14 protein-coding genes and 1 tRNA gene are annotated in these 14847 nt (G+C 72.7%); 8 read left to right on the forward strand and 7 right to left on the reverse strand.

From position 1 onward, the window contains the following. From IRQ30_RS22460 to IRQ30_RS22475, 4 genes are all read left to right on the forward strand, one after another. On the forward strand, positions 1 to 1167 hold a 1167-nt coding region (locus IRQ30_RS22460), incomplete at its 5' end, for an ATP-dependent helicase C-terminal domain-containing protein (RefSeq protein WP_276592215.1). Positions 1168 to 1176: 9 nt separating this feature from the next. Continuing rightward, entirely contained in the window at positions 1177 to 2628 is a 1452-nt protein-coding gene (locus IRQ30_RS22465; RefSeq protein WP_193615060.1) for a cryptochrome/photolyase family protein, read from the forward strand. Next, positions 2628 to 3134 carry a 2'-5' RNA ligase family protein gene (locus IRQ30_RS22470; protein WP_193615061.1) on the forward strand — a complete coding sequence of 169 codons (507 nt, stop codon included), beginning with the start codon at positions 2628 to 2630 and terminating at the stop codon, positions 3132 to 3134. The genes IRQ30_RS22465 and IRQ30_RS22470 overlap by 1 nt, the downstream gene beginning before the upstream one ends. Before the next feature lie 10 nt (positions 3135 to 3144). Continuing rightward, positions 3145 to 4359 (forward strand): DUF480 domain-containing protein, encoded by a 1215-nt coding sequence (locus tag IRQ30_RS22475; RefSeq protein ID WP_193615062.1) that lies wholly within the window; start codon positions 3145 to 3147, stop codon positions 4357 to 4359. 6 nt (positions 4360 to 4365) lie between these two features. Here the strand turns inward: IRQ30_RS22475 and IRQ30_RS24330 are convergent, their stop codons facing one another. Genes IRQ30_RS24330 through kstD form a run of 3 tightly spaced genes read right to left on the reverse strand, consistent with a single transcriptional unit; the run spans position 4366 to position 7788 of the window. Beyond that, entirely contained in the window at positions 4366 to 5193 is an 828-nt protein-coding gene (locus IRQ30_RS24330; protein ID WP_193615063.1) for an aminoglycoside adenylyltransferase domain-containing protein, read from the reverse strand. 4 nt (positions 5194 to 5197) lie between these two features. Beyond that, the gene (locus IRQ30_RS22485) at positions 5198 to 6046 is read right to left on the reverse strand and encodes a MaoC family dehydratase (protein WP_193615064.1); all 849 of its coding nucleotides are present in this window, start codon (positions 6044 to 6046) and stop codon (positions 5198 to 5200) included. Further along, on the reverse strand, positions 6046 to 7788 hold the full coding sequence (gene kstD, locus IRQ30_RS22490) for a 3-oxosteroid 1-dehydrogenase (protein ID WP_193615065.1): 1743 nt from the start codon (positions 7786 to 7788) through the stop codon (positions 6046 to 6048). The genes IRQ30_RS22485 and kstD overlap by 1 nt, the downstream gene beginning before the upstream one ends. Positions 7789 to 7822: 34 nt before the next feature. Here kstD and IRQ30_RS22495 point away from each other — a divergent pair, with 34 nt between their 5' ends. The 3 genes from IRQ30_RS22495 (at position 7823) to dmpG (ending at position 10746) form a co-directional block, all read left to right on the forward strand. After that, complete coding sequence (locus IRQ30_RS22495) at positions 7823 to 8629, forward strand: 2-keto-4-pentenoate hydratase (protein WP_338089830.1); 807 nt, start codon at positions 7823 to 7825, stop codon at positions 8627 to 8629. Between the two features lie 2 nt (positions 8630 to 8631). Then, entirely contained in the window at positions 8632 to 9558 is a 927-nt protein-coding gene (locus IRQ30_RS22500) for an acetaldehyde dehydrogenase (acetylating) (protein WP_193609030.1), read from the forward strand. Between the two features lie 105 nt (positions 9559 to 9663). Then, positions 9664 to 10746, forward strand: a complete 1083-nt coding sequence (dmpG, locus tag IRQ30_RS22505; protein WP_193615067.1) for a 4-hydroxy-2-oxovalerate aldolase — start codon at positions 9664 to 9666, stop codon at positions 10744 to 10746. Here dmpG and IRQ30_RS22510 read toward each other — a convergent pair. The 4 genes from IRQ30_RS22510 to IRQ30_RS22525 all read right to left on the reverse strand — a co-directional run bounded on the left by IRQ30_RS22510 (position 10743) and on the right by IRQ30_RS22525 (position 13603). Further along, entirely contained in the window at positions 10743 to 11810 is a 1068-nt protein-coding gene (locus tag IRQ30_RS22510; protein WP_193615068.1) for a VanZ family protein, read from the reverse strand. The two genes, dmpG and IRQ30_RS22510, sit on opposite strands and share 4 nt — an antisense overlap. Positions 11811 to 11895: 85 nt before the next feature. Continuing rightward, entirely contained in the window at positions 11896 to 12951 is a 1056-nt protein-coding gene (locus IRQ30_RS22515) for a YdcF family protein (protein WP_193615069.1), read from the reverse strand. 95 nt (positions 12952 to 13046) lie between these two features. After that, a tRNA-Gly gene (locus IRQ30_RS22520) sits at positions 13047 to 13120 on the reverse strand. Positions 13121 to 13171: 51 nt separating this feature from the next. Further along, positions 13172 to 13603, reverse strand: coding sequence for a DUF1810 family protein (locus IRQ30_RS22525; RefSeq protein WP_193615070.1), 432 nt, complete (start codon positions 13601 to 13603; stop codon positions 13172 to 13174). Between the two features lie 126 nt (positions 13604 to 13729). Here IRQ30_RS22525 and IRQ30_RS22530 point away from each other — a divergent pair, with 126 nt between their 5' ends. Further along, positions 13730 to 14719 carry an LLM class flavin-dependent oxidoreductase gene (locus IRQ30_RS22530; protein WP_193615071.1) on the forward strand — a complete coding sequence of 330 codons (990 nt, stop codon included), beginning with the start codon at positions 13730 to 13732 and terminating at the stop codon, positions 14717 to 14719. Positions 14720 to 14847 lie beyond the last annotated feature (128 nt).

Raw genomic sequence — 14847 nt, forward strand, 5'->3', positions numbered from 1 at the left:
GCCGAGCTGGCCGGCTCGCGGCGCGCCGCCGAGGTCGTGGCGATGCTGGCCGAGGACGTGCGCGCGCCCGGCGCCGACCTGGTGGCGGCCCTGCGGGGGCTGCGCCGCGGTGGACCGGACACCGGCGCCTGGAAGGCCGCGGTGCGGCGCCTCGAGGGTGCGGTCACGACCGCCACCGGCCAGCACGGGCTCACCGACGACCTGGCCGTCGGTCTGGTGGTCGCGCTGGCCCACCCCGACCGGGTCGCGCGGCTGCGGCCCAGCGGGTCGTCGTACCTGATGGCCGGCGGCACCGGCGCCACCTTCGCGCGGGGCGAGTCCGGGCTGGCCGGCACCCCGTGGCTGGCGGTGGCCGACGCCGACCGGCCGTCCGGCCGCAGCGACGCGACCATCCGCTCGGCCGCGCCCCTCGACGAGGACCTCGCGCTCGACGCCGCGTCTGCGCTGTGGCGCGAGGACGAGCAGGTCTCGTGGCGCGGAGGACGGGTCGTGGCCCGGCGCACCACCTCGCTGGGCGCGATCGAGCTGACCTCGGCCACGATCGCCGACCCCGCGCCGCACCTGGTGGCGACCGCCGTACGCGAGGGGCTGCGCGTCGACGGGCTGGCCGCACTCCCGTGGGGGGAGGGTGCCACGGCGCTGCGGGCGCGGCTGGCCTTCCTCCGCCGGGCCCTGGGCGAGCCGTGGCCCGACGTCTCCGACGAGGCCCTGGTCGAGACCGTCGAGGGCTGGCTCGGGCCCGACCTCGCCCGGGTGCGCGGCGCGGGGGACCTACGACGCATCGACGTGACCGCAGGGCTGCGCCGGCTCCTGCCGTGGCCCGAGGCCGGCCGGCTCGACGAGCTCGCCCCCGAGCGGGTCACGGTGCCGAGCGGGTCGGCGGTGCGGGTCGACTACGACGGCGACCAGCCGGTGCTGGCGGTCAGGATCCAGGAGGTGTTCGGCTGGCGGTCCGCGCCGGCCCTGGCCGACGGGCGCGTCCCGCTGCTGCTGCACCTGCTCTCCCCGGCGCGCCGTCCGGTGGCGGTGACCGCCGACCTGGAGTCGTTCTGGGCCACCGGCTACCAGCAGGTGCGCGGCGAGCTGCGCGGCCGCTACCCCAAGCACGCCTGGCCGGACGACCCGTGGACCGCGCCGCCCACGCGCGGGGTCAGGCGCCCTCGCTAGGGTCGACGCATGCGGGAAGCCCACGTCCGACTGGTGCTGCCGCACCAGCTCTTCCGCGAGCACCTCGACGCACCGGGCGGCACCCGCTTCGTGCTGGTCGAGCACGACCTGCTGTTCCGCCAGTACGCCTTCCACGCCCAGAAGCTCGTGCTGCACCGCGCCTCGATGCGCCGCTTCGCCGACCTGCTGCGCGAGGCCGGCCGCGAGGTGGACGTCGTCGAGACCTCGTCGACGACCGGCAGCAACGACGCCTTGCGCACGCTGCTGGAGCGGCTGGGCCCCTCGCGCGTCAGCGTCTTCGACGTCGTGGACGACTGGCTCTCCCGCGACCTGCACGAGGTGTGGCCCGACCTCGAGGTGCTCGAGACGCCGAACTTCCTCACGACCCGCCAGCAGGTGCGCGACCACTTCGCGGGGTCGTCGGCGCGGATGCAGACCTTCTACACCTGGCAGCGCCGCCGGCTCGACGTGCTGGTCGAGGCCGACGGCAGCCCCGTGGGGGGACGCTGGTCCTTTGACGAGGACAACCGTCGCAAGCTCCCGCGCGGGCACCCGGTGCCGGAGGTGTCACGCCCGGAGCGCCATCCGGCCGTCGACGAGGCGATCGCCTGGGTGAAGGAGGCGTTCCCCGACGCGCCCGGCGACCCCGACGCCTTCGCCTGGCCGACCTCGCACGCCGAGGCCGCGGCGGCGTACGACGACTTCCTCGCGCAGCGCTTCGCCGAGTTCGGGCCGTTCGAGGACGCGATCTCGGCGACGCACGGGTTCGTCTTCCACTCGCTGCTGACGCCGGGGCTCAACGTCGGGCTGATCTCGCCGGCCGAGGTCCTGCGCGGCGCCCTGGCGCACGCGGACGACGTGCCACTGGCCTCGCTGGAGGGGTTCGTGCGGCAGGTCATCGGCTGGCGCGAGTACATGCGCGCGACGTACCTGCTGTGGGGACGGCGCATGCGCAGCCGCAACCGCCTCGAGCACGCCCGTCCGCTGGACCGGGGCTGGTGGGACGCCACGACCGGCCTCGACCCGGTCGACCACGTGCTGCGCAAGGTGCTGCAGACCGGCTACGCGCACCACATCGAGCGGCTGATGGTCCTCGGCAACGCCCAGTGCCTGCTGCGCACCGACCCCGACGCGGCGTACGAGTGGTTCATGGAGCTGTTCGTCGACGCCTACGACTGGGTGATGGTGCCCAACGTCTACGCGATGAGCCAGTTCGCCGCCGGGCCGGCCATCACGACCAAGCCGTACGTCTCCGGCAGCAACTACCTGCGCAAGATGTCCGACCTCCCGAAGGGCGACTGGACCGCCGACTGGGACGCCCTCTACTGGACCTTCGTGCGCGACCACCACGACGTCTTCGCCGGCAACCCGCGCTCGCGCATGGTCGCCAACCTCTACGACGGCATGGACCCAGCCAAGAAGGCCGCCCACACGCGCCGCGCCGCGACCTGGCTCGCCTGATGCCGCGCCTGCACGCACTGGAGCTGCTGCCGGACGCCGCGGGGGAGGCCGCCGTACGGCGTGACTGGCAGGCCTTGCGCGACGCCGGTCTGCCGTCGATGCTCGACCACACCGGTGCGTCCAACACGCCGCACGTCACCGTCATCGCGGTGCCCGAGATCGAGCCGGCGGACGAGCGGCTGGCTGCGGACCTGCTCGGGCCGGTGCTGCCGGTGGCCGCCCGGCTCTCCGGGCTGGCGCTCCTCGGCGGGCGGCGGGTGAGCGTCGCGCGACTGGTGGACGTGCCCGACGAGCTCGTGACCGCCGTCCTGCGGCTCCGCGCCGGGACCCGGGGCCACCAGCACCCCGGCTGGCTGCCGCACGTCACGCTGGCCCGGCGGGTGGAGCGCGCCGACGTTCCGCGGGTCCTGGAGGCGGTCGCGGGCGACGGGGAGCCGCTGTCGCTGGTGTCGCTGCGGCGCTGGGACCCCGACGAGCTGTCGGTGCACCCGGTGGTGCCCCGATAGGGTCGGAGGCATGGATCTCCCGGTGCTCGACCCGACCGAGCAGCGCGTCCTCGGCAGCCTCCTGGAGAAGGAGCGGACGGTCCCGGCCTCCTACCCGCTGTCACTCAACGCGTTGCGCACCGCCTGCAACCAGACCAGCAGCCGCGACCCGATCACCGACCACGACGAGGCGACCGTCGAGCGGGTCGCGCGCGAGCTCAAGGACCGCGGGCTGGTGCGGATCGTGTGGGCGGCGACCGGACGGCGGACGCTGAAGTACCACCAGACGCTGGCCGAGGAGCTGTCGCTCACCGACGCCGAGCGGGCCCTGGTCACGGTGCTGCTGCTGCGCGGGCCCCAGGCCCCCGGCGAGCTGCGCTCACGCACCGAGCGGCTCCACGCCTTCCCCGACCGCGAGGCCGTCGAGGAGACCCTGCGCCGCATGGCCGCCCGGCCCAGCCCGCTGGTGCGCGAGCTCGAGCGCCGGCCCGGCCAGCACGACAGCCGGTGGGTGCACCTGCTCGGCCCCGTCGACGAGGGCGTCGCCGCGCCCACGTCGGCCGCCGCGGCGGCCGACTTCGAGAGCGTGCTGGCCGAGGGCGCCGACGCGCGCGACGACAACGTGCGGGCGACGTACGGAACGGTGGCGCAGACGTACGCCGACCGGTTCACCGACGAGCTCGGCGGGATGCCGTTCGAGTCGTGGATCCTCGACCGCGTCGCCGCCGAGGCGGGTGACCAGCCGGTGGTCGAGGTGGGCTGCGGTCCGGGCCACGTCACCGCCCGCCTGGCCGCGGCCGGCGCCGACGCGACCGGCATCGACCTCACGCCGGCGATGGTCGAGGAGGCGCGTCGGCGCTTCCCGGAGGGCCGCTACGAGGTGGGCGACCTGCGCCGTCTCATGCGCCCGGCCACCAGCGACGGCTGGGGCGCCGTGCTCGCGTGGTACTCCCTCATCCACCTCGCCGCCTCCGAGCTCCCCGACGCCGTCGCCGCGCTCGCCCGCCCGCTCCGCCCCGGCGGACGGCTGGTGCTCGCGATGCAGGCGGGTGCCGGCGTCCGCCACATGGACTCGTGGTTCGACCTCGACGTCTCGCTCGACTTCGTCCTCCACGACCCGGCCACGGTGCGTGCGGTGGTCGAGGCGGCCGGCTTCGAGGACCTCGAGTGGTACCACCGCGGCCCGTTCACCTGGCGCGGCGAGACCACCGAGCGGTTCTACCTGCTCGCGACCAAGCCGGGCTGAGGTCGCTCAGTCCGCCCCGGTCCGCCCGACCAGCCCGACGACCTCCCACACGAAGTCGCGCGTGGCGGCGACGGCGGGGGCGGCGGCCGGCCGGTGCACGCGCTCCCACGGGTCGGGCCGCGACGCGATCGCGTCGTCGACCAGCGTCGCGAACCGTGCCGGCACGTGGTCCTTGGCCCACCGCGCGGCCGAGGTCTTGTCGGTGACCGCACCCTCCGTGGCGGTGTAGAGCACCCGGCACAGGGTGAGCACGACGAACGGCTGCCCCCAGGCCGTGGCGTACGACGCCGGCTCGTCCTCCCACAGCTCCGCGACGGCCCGCGCCGTGCCGACGGCCTCCGCGCGGAGCATGCCGGAGGATATCTCGGCGACGGACTCCCGTGTGTCGGAGCCTGCGACCAGTCGACCGTGCTCGCGGAGCACCCAGCGTGCGTGGGCGTTGTTGTCGTGGTCCGACAGCACGAGCTCGCGGCTGCCGTTGTCGACGTACCACCAGCGCCGGCCCAGCGTCATGGGGCTGGCGAGGTCACCGACCGGCGCGTAGCTGCCCTCGAGGTGCGAGGCCCACGGGGAGGGGAGGTCGGGCATTCGGGCATGCAGGTCCCGCAGGGCGCCGGGGTCGTCCAGCCGGTCGGCCGTCACCACGAGGAAGTCCACGTCGCTGTGCTCGTCACCGCGCCCCAGGGCGAGGGACCCGACGAGGTGCAGGCCGAGGAAGGAGGCCCCGAGCGCGCGCTGCGCGCCCGTCGCGAGCTCGTCGAGCACGCCCACCAGCTCGGCGGCCGACGCGGCCCCCAGCTGGGGCTCGAGATGGTGCCGCAGTCCGGTGTCCACCGGATCAGTCAAGCGTGAGCACCACGTCGGCCAGCACGGGGGAGCCGTCGCGCTCGCCACCGGCGACGCTCGCCGAGCCGAGGACCCGCGAGCCGTCGCGCCACCCCTGCACGCGGATCGTCTCGCCCGGGAAGACCACACCCGAGAAGCGGCCGCCGAAGCCGCGCACCGCCGCCGCGTCGCCGTCGAGCAGCGCGTCGGTCAGCTCGCGCAGCACGATCGCGTAGGAGCAGAGCCCGTGCAGGATCGGCGCGGGGAAGCCCGCGGCCCTCGCGAACTCCGGGTCGGCGTGCAGGGGGTTGCGGTCGCCGCAGAGGCGGTAGAGCAGCGCCTGCTGCGGTGTGACGTCGTACGTCGTGTCGGCGTCGGGCGCGCGGTCGGGCAGATCGACCTTGTCGGAGGAGCCGCGCTCACCACCCCAGCCGCCCTCGCCCTTGACGAAGATCGACGACCGGACCCTCCACAGCTCCTCGCCCGACGGCGCCGTCGCGACGCCCTCCTGCCAGATGACCGCGGCCTTGCCCTTGTCCCAGACGTCGCTGATGCGGGTGGAGACCGTGGCGGTGCCGGAGGTCGGCAGCGGCCCGGACACCGAGATCGACTGCGACCCGTGCACGACCTGCGCGAGGTTGATGTCGCAGCCGGGCAGGTCGAGCGGCGGCGGGTCGGTCTCGTGGAAGGTCGGCGCGACGACGCCGAACGACGGCAGCACCTGCAGCCCGGCGGTCTCCAGCGTGTACGACAGGTCGGTGGCGCCGACGCCCAGGTGGTAGAGCAGCACGTCGCTCTCGGTCCACGAGAACTCGCGGGCGCCCAGGTCGGCGCCGATCGCGACGGAGGGGTCGATCGGCATCAGGCGCTCTCCGCTCCGTGGCTCTCGTGGGTTGAGGAAGGCGCGCTGGCGCCTGTCTCGAAACCCACCACCGGAGCGGCCGCCGTCGCCGCGATGTCCTCGGCGGCGAGGTAGCCGAACGCCATCGCCGGCCCGATGGTGGCGCCCGGCCCGGCGTAGGTGCGGCCCATGACGGCCGATGAGACGTTGCCGGCGGCGTAGAGGCCGGGGATCGTCGAGCCGTCGGCGCGCAGCACCCGCGCGCGCTCGTCGGTGACCAGCCCGCCCTTGGTCCCGAGGTCGCCGGGCACGATCTTGACGGCGTAGAACGGCCCCTGGTCGATGGTGTGCAGCGAGGGGTTCGGCTTGACCGTGGGATCGGAGTAGTACTTGTCGTAGGCCGACTCCCCGCGGTGGAAGTCCTCGTCGGTGCCGCCGCGCGCGAAGCCGTTGAAGCGCTCCACCGTGGCCGTCAGGCTCTCGGCCGGTACGTCGATCTCGGCGGCGAGCCCCTCGAGGGTGTCGGCCCTGCGGATCACGCCGTGCTTGTACCAGCGGCCCGGGAAGGGCTGGCGCGGCATCAGGCCGGCAAAGAGGTAGCGGTTGCGGTAGCGCTGGTCGATGACCATCCAGCTCGGGACGTGCCCGACGCCGGTGGCCTCGCCGGCGTAGATCTCGTGCACCGCCTCGACGTAGGGGAGCGCCTCGTTCATGAACCGCTCGCCGGCCTGGTTGACGATGATCGAGCCGGGCAGGTTGCGCTCGGCGAGGCAGAACCACGGGCCGCCCGGGAGCGGGATCGTCGGTCCCCACCAGGAGTCGTCGAGCAGGTCGGTCCCCGCTCCCGCCTCGATGCCGGCCAGGATGCCGCCGCCGGTGTTGAACTGCGATCCGGTGGTCCAGTCGACGGACGTGGGCTTCGGCTGGTACCTCTCCCGCATCTCGAGGTTGCGCTCGAAGCCGCCGCTGCCGAGGATCACCCCGCGGCGGGCGCGGACGACGGACTCCCGCCCGCCCTGCGTGACGCGGACGCCGACGACCCGGCCGCCCTCGACCACCAGGCCGGTCAGCTCGGTCTCGTAGTGGACGGGCACGCCCGCGTCGACCAGTCCCTTCCGCAGACCGATCGCGATCGCGTTGCCCATCGCGAACATCCGGCGACCGCGCAGGCCGCTCAGGATCCGGTTGAGCAGCACCTTCGCCATGGTCACCGGGCCGCGCAGGGTGCGCAGGCCGAGGCTGATCTTCCGGAAGTCGGCCTGCGTGACGATCATGTTGGCCGGCGCCTTGGTGTACTGCGGGTGCAGCCGCTTCAGCTCGTCGCCGAGGAAGCGCGCGTCGAGCGGGATCGGCTCGCAGCTGCGGCCGGCGACCCGGCCGCCGGGCGCCTCGGGGTGGTAGTCGGCGTAGTCGGGCACCCAGGTGAAGCGCAGGGGGGTGTGCTCGCGCACGAAGTCGAGGACCTCCGCGCCGCGGTCGACGTAGGTGTCGCGACGGACCTTGGGGACGACGTCGCCGACGATCGAGTCCAGGTAGCGCTTGGACTCCGCCAGCGGGTCGGCCTGGCCGGCCTTCGCGAGCGCGTAGTTGCCCGGCATCCACACGCCGCCGCCGCTGCGTGCGGTGGAGCCGCCGAAGTAGGCGCTCTTCTCGACGAGGACCGTGTCGAGCCCGCGCTTCGCGGCCGCCAGCGCGGCGGTCATGCCGGCCCCTCCGGCGCCCACGACCACGACGTCCACCTCGGGGGGCAGGGGGGTGCTCATGGCGCAAAACTGTAACAGGTTCTACTGTGGACCCGTGACCTCCCACGACTCGATCGAGGCGGCCGTGTCGCGCCTCGCGCAGGCCCAGGCCACGCGGGTTCCGTGTGCCCCCGTGCGCGACCTCATCGGCACCGACGACCTCCCGGCGGCGTACGCCGTGCAGCGGGGGCTGGTCGAGGCCCGGCTGACCGGCGACGTCCGGGTCGTGGGGCGCAAGATCGGCGCGACGTCCGAGGCGGTGCAGCGCCAGCTCGGCGTCGACCAGCCCGACTTCGGCTACCTGCTCTCCGACATGGACGTCAGCCACGGCGCCGACGGGGTGCCGGTCTCGATGCGGACCCTCGTGCAGCCGCGGGTCGAGGGCGAGGTCGCGTTCGTGCTCGCCGGTGACATCGACCCGGCGACCGAGGAGGAGATCACCCTCGAGCTCGTGCGGGCCGCCGTCGACGTGGCGCTGCCGGCGCTGGAGATCGTCGACTCGCGCATCGGCGACTGGGACATCGGGTTCACCGACACCGTCGCCGACAACGCCTCGAGCGGGCTGTTCGTCGTCGGTCGCGACGGACGCCGCCTCGACGACCTCGAGCCGCGCGACGTCACGATGTCGCTGACGATCAACGACGAGGAGCGCTCCTCCGGCACCGGTGCCGCCTGCCTGGGCGACCCGCTCGAGGCGCTGCGCTGGCTGGCCGTGCAGGCCTGGCGCTTCGGCGACCCGCTGCGCGCCGGCCACCTGATCCTGTCCGGGGCCCTGGGCCCGTTCGTGCCGTTCGCCCCGGGTGACCGGGTCGTGGCGACCATCAGCGGCTTCGCGCCGCTGAGCGTGCAGTTCGAGGAGTGACTGTGACAGACAAGCTGACCGCCGCCATCGTGGGGCCGGGCAACATCGGCACCGACCTGATGTTCAAGCTGCTGCGATCCGCCGAGAGCGGGGGGAGGGTCGAGCCGCGCTGGATGATCGGCGTCGACCCGACGTCCGAGGGCCTCCGCCTGGCCGCCGAGAGGGGTCTCGAGGCCAGCCACGAGGGCGTCGACTGGCTCCTCAAGCAGGACGAGCTGCCCGACCTGATCTTCGAGGCCACCTCCGCCTACGTGCACCGCGAGTACGCCCCCCGCTACGAGGAGGCCGGCATCCGCGCCATCGACCTCACCCCCGCCGCAGTCGGGCCCGCGGTGATCCCACCGGTCAACGGCGAGGAGCACGTCGCCGCGATGAACGTCAACATGATCACCTGCGGCGGACAGGCCACGATCCCGATGGTCGCCGCGGTCTCGCGCGCCGCTGGTCCGCAGGGCGTGTCGTACGCCGAGATCGTCGCCTCGGTCTCGTCGGTGTCGGCAGGGCCCGGCACCCGCGCCAACATCGACGAGTTCACCCGCGCCACCGCCGCCGGCGTCGAGACCATCGGCGGCGCGGCCCGCGGCAAGGCGATCATCATCCTCAACCCCGCCGAGCCGCCGATGATCATGCGCGACACCATCTACTGCGCCGTCGCGCCCGACCTGGACGATGAGGGCCGCGACGCCATCATCCAAAGCGTCTTCGCCATGGAGAAGGCGGTCCAGGAGTACGTCCCCGGCTACCGCCTGCTGCAGGAGCCGCAGATCGACGAGCCGTCCGCCGCCACCCAGGGCCAGACCAAGGTGTCGATCTTCGTCGAGGTCGAGGGCGCCGGCGACTTCCTCCCGCCGTACGCCGGCAACCTCGACATCATGACCGCCGCCGCCGCCCGCGTCGGCGAGACCATCGCCAGGTCCCTCGGTGGTTGAGGAGGTCGCGCAGCGACCGTCTCGAGACCCCGGAACCAAAGCTCCGGTGGTTGAGGAGGTCGCGCAGCGACCGTCTCGAAACCCCGGAACCAGAAAGGCAACCTCATGAACGACCGCGACATCCTCACCCGCACCTGGTCGCAGACGGACACCGCCAGCGACCTGGACCTGCGCCTGACCGACACCTGCCTGCGCGACGGCTCGCACCACAAGCGCCACCAGTTCACCGCGCAGGAGGTGCACGACATCGTCGAGGCGCTCGACGACTCCGGCGTCCCGGTCATCGAGGTGACCCACGGTGACGGCCTCGGCGGCTCGTCCTTCAACTACGGCCTCTCCCGCACGCCCGAGCAGGAGCTGATCCGGATCGCGGCCGAGACCGCCAAGCGGGCCAGGATCGCGTTCCTGATGCTCCCCGGCGTCGGCACCAAGGACGACATCCGCGCCGCTCAGGACAACGGCGGCCAGATCTGCCGGATCGCCACCCACTGCACCGAGGCCGACACCTCCATCCAGCACTTCGGCCTGGCCCGCGAGCTCGGTCTGGAGACCGTCGGCTTCCTGATGATGAGCCACACCCAGCCGCCCGAGGTGCTGGCCAGGCAGGCGCGGATCATGGTCGACGCCGGCAACCAGTGCGTCTACGTCGTCGACTCCGCCGGTGCCCTGGTGATGGAGGAGACCGCCGACCGGGTCGCCGCCGTCGTCGCGGAGGTCGGGGGAGAGGCCACGGTCGGCTTCCACGGCCACGAGAACCTCGGCCTCGGCGTCGCCAACACCGTCATCGCCGCCCGCGCGGGCGCCACGCAGATCGACGGCTCGGTCCGTCGCTTCGGCGCCGGCGCCGGCAACACGCCGCTCGAGGCGTTCGTCGGGGTCTGCGACAAGCTCGGCTGGCGCACCGGCATCGACTTCCTCACGATCGTCGACGCCTCCGAGGACGTCATCAAGCCCGCCATGCCCGAGGAGTGCCAGCTCGACCGGATGACGCTGATGATGGGCTACGCCGGCGTCTACTCCTCGTTCCTCAAGCACGCCGGCAACGCCGCCGACCGCTACGGCGTCTCCGGCGCCAAGATCCTGCTGGAGGCGGGCCGGCGCAAGCTGATCGGCGGCCAGGAGGACCAGCTCATCGACATCGCGCTGAAGCTGAAGGCGGAGCAGGACAAGGAAGCCGCCAACAGCTAGGGGTGTGCGTCCGCCTCGACTGATCGGGTGCGGTCGTCGCGGAACCGAGCGCCACTCAGCAGTGCAGACAGTCCGCGCTGCCTGGTGAGGGGCACCGCGACGAAGGCGGCGAGCAGCAGGATGTAGGCGAGGACCTGCGCCGCATCCCCCAGCACGTCGGGGCGCTGCCACGTGGCGCAGAAGACGGCCAGCGCGTAGCCGGCCGGCACGGCCGTGGCCTGCACCAGGCGCCGGCCCACAAGCGCTGGACGGTCCCAGACAGGGGCGAGTCGAACCGCTCGCTGTCCCAGTGATGCTCCGGTCCCGTGCAGGGCGGGCAGCGCGAAGACGCAGACGGCCGGGACCAGCGTGGACAGTGCCGCCTCGGCTACGTGCGGGTGCGGGGGCACCTGGCCCGTGGCGGCGAGCAGGGTGATGCGGTAGCCGATCGTGAGCGCGAGACCGAGGGCGTTGAAGATGGCCAGGTCCAGCGCCATCCCCAACCAGCGCCGCGCGTTCGTGACCGGACGCGGCAGGCCGCGGGTGGAGTCGAAGGAGTGCGGACGAGGCATCCACCACAGCACCCACGGTGCGAGTGCCGCACCGAGGAGCGCACCGAGGGTGTTGGTGAGGAGGTCGTCGACGTCGCCGATGCGGTAGGCGCACTCGTAGATGCCCCACAACCCGCTCAGCTGGCTGGTCTCGATGAGGACGGAGACGAGGAGGCCCGTGCCGGTGGCCGCGACCACCGATCGCCCCCAGTAGCCGCGGATCATCAAGCCCCAGGGGACGAAAAGGACGACGTTGAAGAGCACCTGGAGCGTGACGCGGCTCGTCAGTACGCCGAACGAACCCGTCGCGGCGGCCGCGTCGCCGATGTCGTCGATGAAGTGCAGCGGACGCCACTGCGGGCTGGCGGCAGACGTGGCGCACCATTCGCCGCGGGTGGAGGGAAGTGGCAGCAGCGTGTAGGCGACCAGGGCCGTGGCGTAGAGGCTGACTGCCGCTGCGCCCAATGCGCGCCGCGGGGTGAACTGGCCGTATCGCCTGTACTCGTACGCCAGGATCGGCACCAGCAGGAGCACGAAGGCGACGGTGCCGAGGACGACTGCGACGTACGCCGGCCAGGTCCATGCGTCCACGTCGTCCCTCCTCGTGCCTCATGCCGGCTCACCGCGAGGTCAACGACAACACCGTCAGCACCGTCATGACGACCACGGCGGCCCCGGAGAGCCCGATCAGGACCCGGTGCTCCGTCATGACCGCGATGAACTCGCGCAGGTACGCGCTGGGCCAGTAGTACCAGGCGGTGGGTGAACCGATCGCCTGGGCGTCGATGCGGAGCCGGCGAGCGAGCATCGCTGCTCGCGGGGCGTGGTAGTTGCTGGTGACGATGAGGTAGGGCCCTGGGATGCCCCGCAGGTCCAGGAGGTGGACGCTGTAGAGCAGGTTCTCTCGCGTGGTGCGCGCCCGATCCTCGACGAGGATGTCGTCGGCGGCCACGCCGTGAAGGCGCAGCCAGTCACCCATGGCCTGACCCTCGGGACGCGGCTCGTCTCGTCCTTGGCCGCCACTGGGCACCAGGACCGGGCGGCCGGCGGACCCGCGGCGTGCGGACGCGACGTCCTCGGCGTACCCCAGTCGGGCCGCGAGGAGCGGGGGGACGTCTCCCCTCACCAGCCCGCTGCCCAGCACGATCACGGCGTTGGCCCGGGCTCGACGGGCAACCCGCGCGTAGATGGCGGTGTGCGCCGCGAAGGCCAGGAAGCAGACACTCGCGCACCCCTGGGCAGTGAGCAGGGCGACGGCCAGGCTGCCGGTCACGGGGTTCTCGTGGCGCAGCAGTGTCACGAGCACGAGGGGGAGGAGGAGCAACGCCAGCCCAGCCACCAGTGCGAGTGCGTTGGCGAGAGACCGCCTCTCCCGGCGCATCATCACGATGCCGTCCGCGATCAGCAGCAGAGGAAGCGCCAGCAGGCCGAGCCCGACGACGACGCCGACCCCGAGCGCGGCGATGCCCAGGGACGTCTCGAACACCGTCGAGGTGGAGGCCAGGTAGGCCACCGACCCAAGCAGGTAGTGGACGAGCACGATGACCAGGAAGCCATTGCGCAGGGACCGGGGGTCGCGCTTCAAGGACCACCACCACAGTCCTCCCCAGAAGAGGACGCCTGTGACGGCAGCGAGGCCGTGCGCGGCGGCAGCGCCCCCGGCGTCCAGCTCCATCAGGTGACCTGGCTCGAGCGACCAGGTGCAGCAGGCACGCCCGGTACCGCACCGACCTTCGATCGCTCGGGTCGGCCGGACACCAGCTGTGGCACTGGAGCGGACGCGAGGATTTGAACCTCGACCCCTTCCCTGGAAGGGAAGCGTGCTGCCACTACACCACGTCCGCGCAGCCGGTCTCTGACGAGACTGGCACGCCCTGAGTATGGACCCTCCGTCCTCACAAGCCGAGGATCTCCACGGTCCGCGGGTCGCGCTCACCGGCGAAGAAGGCGTCCAGCACCTGCTGGAAGAGCGGCTGGGAGTCGGCGGCGAGGGCGAACAGCGTCATGGAGGAGCGCAGCTTCGCGTCGTCGGGGGAGCCCATGACCTCGCGTGCGGTCCGATCAGTGTGGGAGAGCAGCGCCGCGGCACACTCGACGAGCCGCTGACCGAGGAGGGGATGATCGAGGTAGGCCCGCGCCTCGTCCAGCGAGCCGACGGCGTAGTGCTGTGACATCGACGAGAGACCCAGGCCGTCGACCTGCGGGAAGACGAACCACATCCAGTGACTCCTCTTGCGGCCGGCGCGGAGCTCGTCCAGCGCCTGGGCGTGGACGCCGTTCGACTGCGCCTCGACGAAGCGCTCCAGGCGGAAGGGGTCGTCACTCACGCAGGCGAGGCTACGCGACGCCGGCTGTCGACCAGATCGCGCGCGGGGAGGTCCGGGTCGCGATCGGGGAAGAGGACCGCGCCCGGCCTTGTTGAGGTGAAGACACCGTCCGAAAGGCTCTTCCTGATGCGCATCCCGCTGTCCGTGCTCGACCTCGCCCCGATCGCGAAGGGGGAGTCCGTCGGCAGCAGCATCGCCGCCAGCGTCGCCCTGGCGCAGCGTGCGGAGCAGCACGGCTACACCCGGGTCTGGTACGCCGAGCACCACAACATGCCCAGCATCGCCTCCTCCGCGACGAGCGTGCTGATCTCGCACGTCGGCGCGCACACCTCCACGATCCGGCTCGGCGCCGGCGGGGTGATGCTGCCCAACCACTCACCGCTGACGATCGCCGAGCAGTTCGGCACCCTGGCCGCGATGTACCCCGGCCGGATCGACCTCGGACTGGGCCGCGCTCCCGGCTCGGACCAGACGACGGCCCACGCTCTGCGTCGCGGCCCGTCCGCCTCCGACAGCTTCCCGCAGGACGTCCAGGAGCTGCAGGCCTTCCTCGGCGAGGAGTCGCTGGTGCCCGGCGTGACGGCGGTGCCCGGCCGCGGCACGAACGTCCCGCTCTACATCCTCGGGTCCTCGATGTTCGGCGCCCACCTCGCCGCGGCGCTGGGCCTCCCGTACGCCTTCGCGAGCCACTTCGCGCCCCAGGCGCTGGAGGCCGCCGTCGCGGCGTACCGCCGCGAGTTCACGCCGTCGGCCCAGCTCGACACGCCGTACGTGATCGCCGGCGTCAACGTCGTCGCCGCCGACACGACCGACGAGGCGCGCGAGAACCTCCAGTCGGCTCGCCGCAGCATCGCCGTCACGCTCTTCGGTCGCGGCGAGAGCCTGAGCGACATGGAGGCGGACGTGCTCCTGCGGCGCGGCGCCGCCGAGCACGTCGACTCGATGTTCACCTACGCGGCGGTGGGCGACGGCCGCGAGGTGGGCGACTACCTCGAGCGCTTCCGCGACCACGTGGGTGCCGACGAGCTGATCACCGCCCACCAGGCGCCGAGCACCGAGGCCCGGCTGCGGTCGGTCACGCTGACCGCCGAGGCCATGGAGTCGGTCGCGGTCTAGGTGTACTGATCACGGACGTTAGGTACGGCGTGCCTGCTGGACGATGACGAAGACCTCCGGGTGAGGTGTGGAGCTACCACGCAACCGCATCTCACAACCGGAGGTCTTCGTGTCCCACGCTAACGCCT

Origin of the sequence: Nocardioides lijunqiniae, from assembly GCF_015024225.1 — a bacterium.
Lineage (GTDB): Bacteria > Actinomycetota > Actinomycetes > Propionibacteriales > Nocardioidaceae > Nocardioides > Nocardioides lijunqiniae.

Bases quoted from the DNA above. Each gene is read 5' to 3' on its own strand.
- IRQ30_RS22475 (WP_193615062.1), top strand. From the start codon at position 3,145: ATGGATCTCCCGGTGCTCGACCCGACCGAGCAGCGCGTCCTCGGCAGC.
- IRQ30_RS22470 (WP_193615061.1), top strand. From the start codon at position 2,628: ATGCCGCGCCTGCACGCACTGGAGCTGCTGCCGGACGCCGCGGGGGAG.
- IRQ30_RS22530 (WP_193615071.1), top strand. From the start codon at position 13,730: ATGCGCATCCCGCTGTCCGTGCTCGACCTCGCCCCGATCGCGAAGGGG.
- IRQ30_RS22515 (WP_193615069.1), bottom strand. From the start codon at position 12,951: ATGGAGCTGGACGCCGGGGGCGCTGCCGCCGCGCACGGCCTCGCTGCC.
- IRQ30_RS22465 (WP_193615060.1), top strand. From the start codon at position 1,177: ATGCGGGAAGCCCACGTCCGACTGGTGCTGCCGCACCAGCTCTTCCGC.
- dmpG (WP_193615067.1), top strand. From the start codon at position 9,664: ATGAACGACCGCGACATCCTCACCCGCACCTGGTCGCAGACGGACACC.
- IRQ30_RS22485 (WP_193615064.1), bottom strand. From the start codon at position 6,046: ATGCCGATCGACCCCTCCGTCGCGATCGGCGCCGACCTGGGCGCCCGC.
- kstD (WP_193615065.1), bottom strand. From the start codon at position 7,788: ATGAGCACCCCCCTGCCCCCCGAGGTGGACGTCGTGGTCGTGGGCGCC.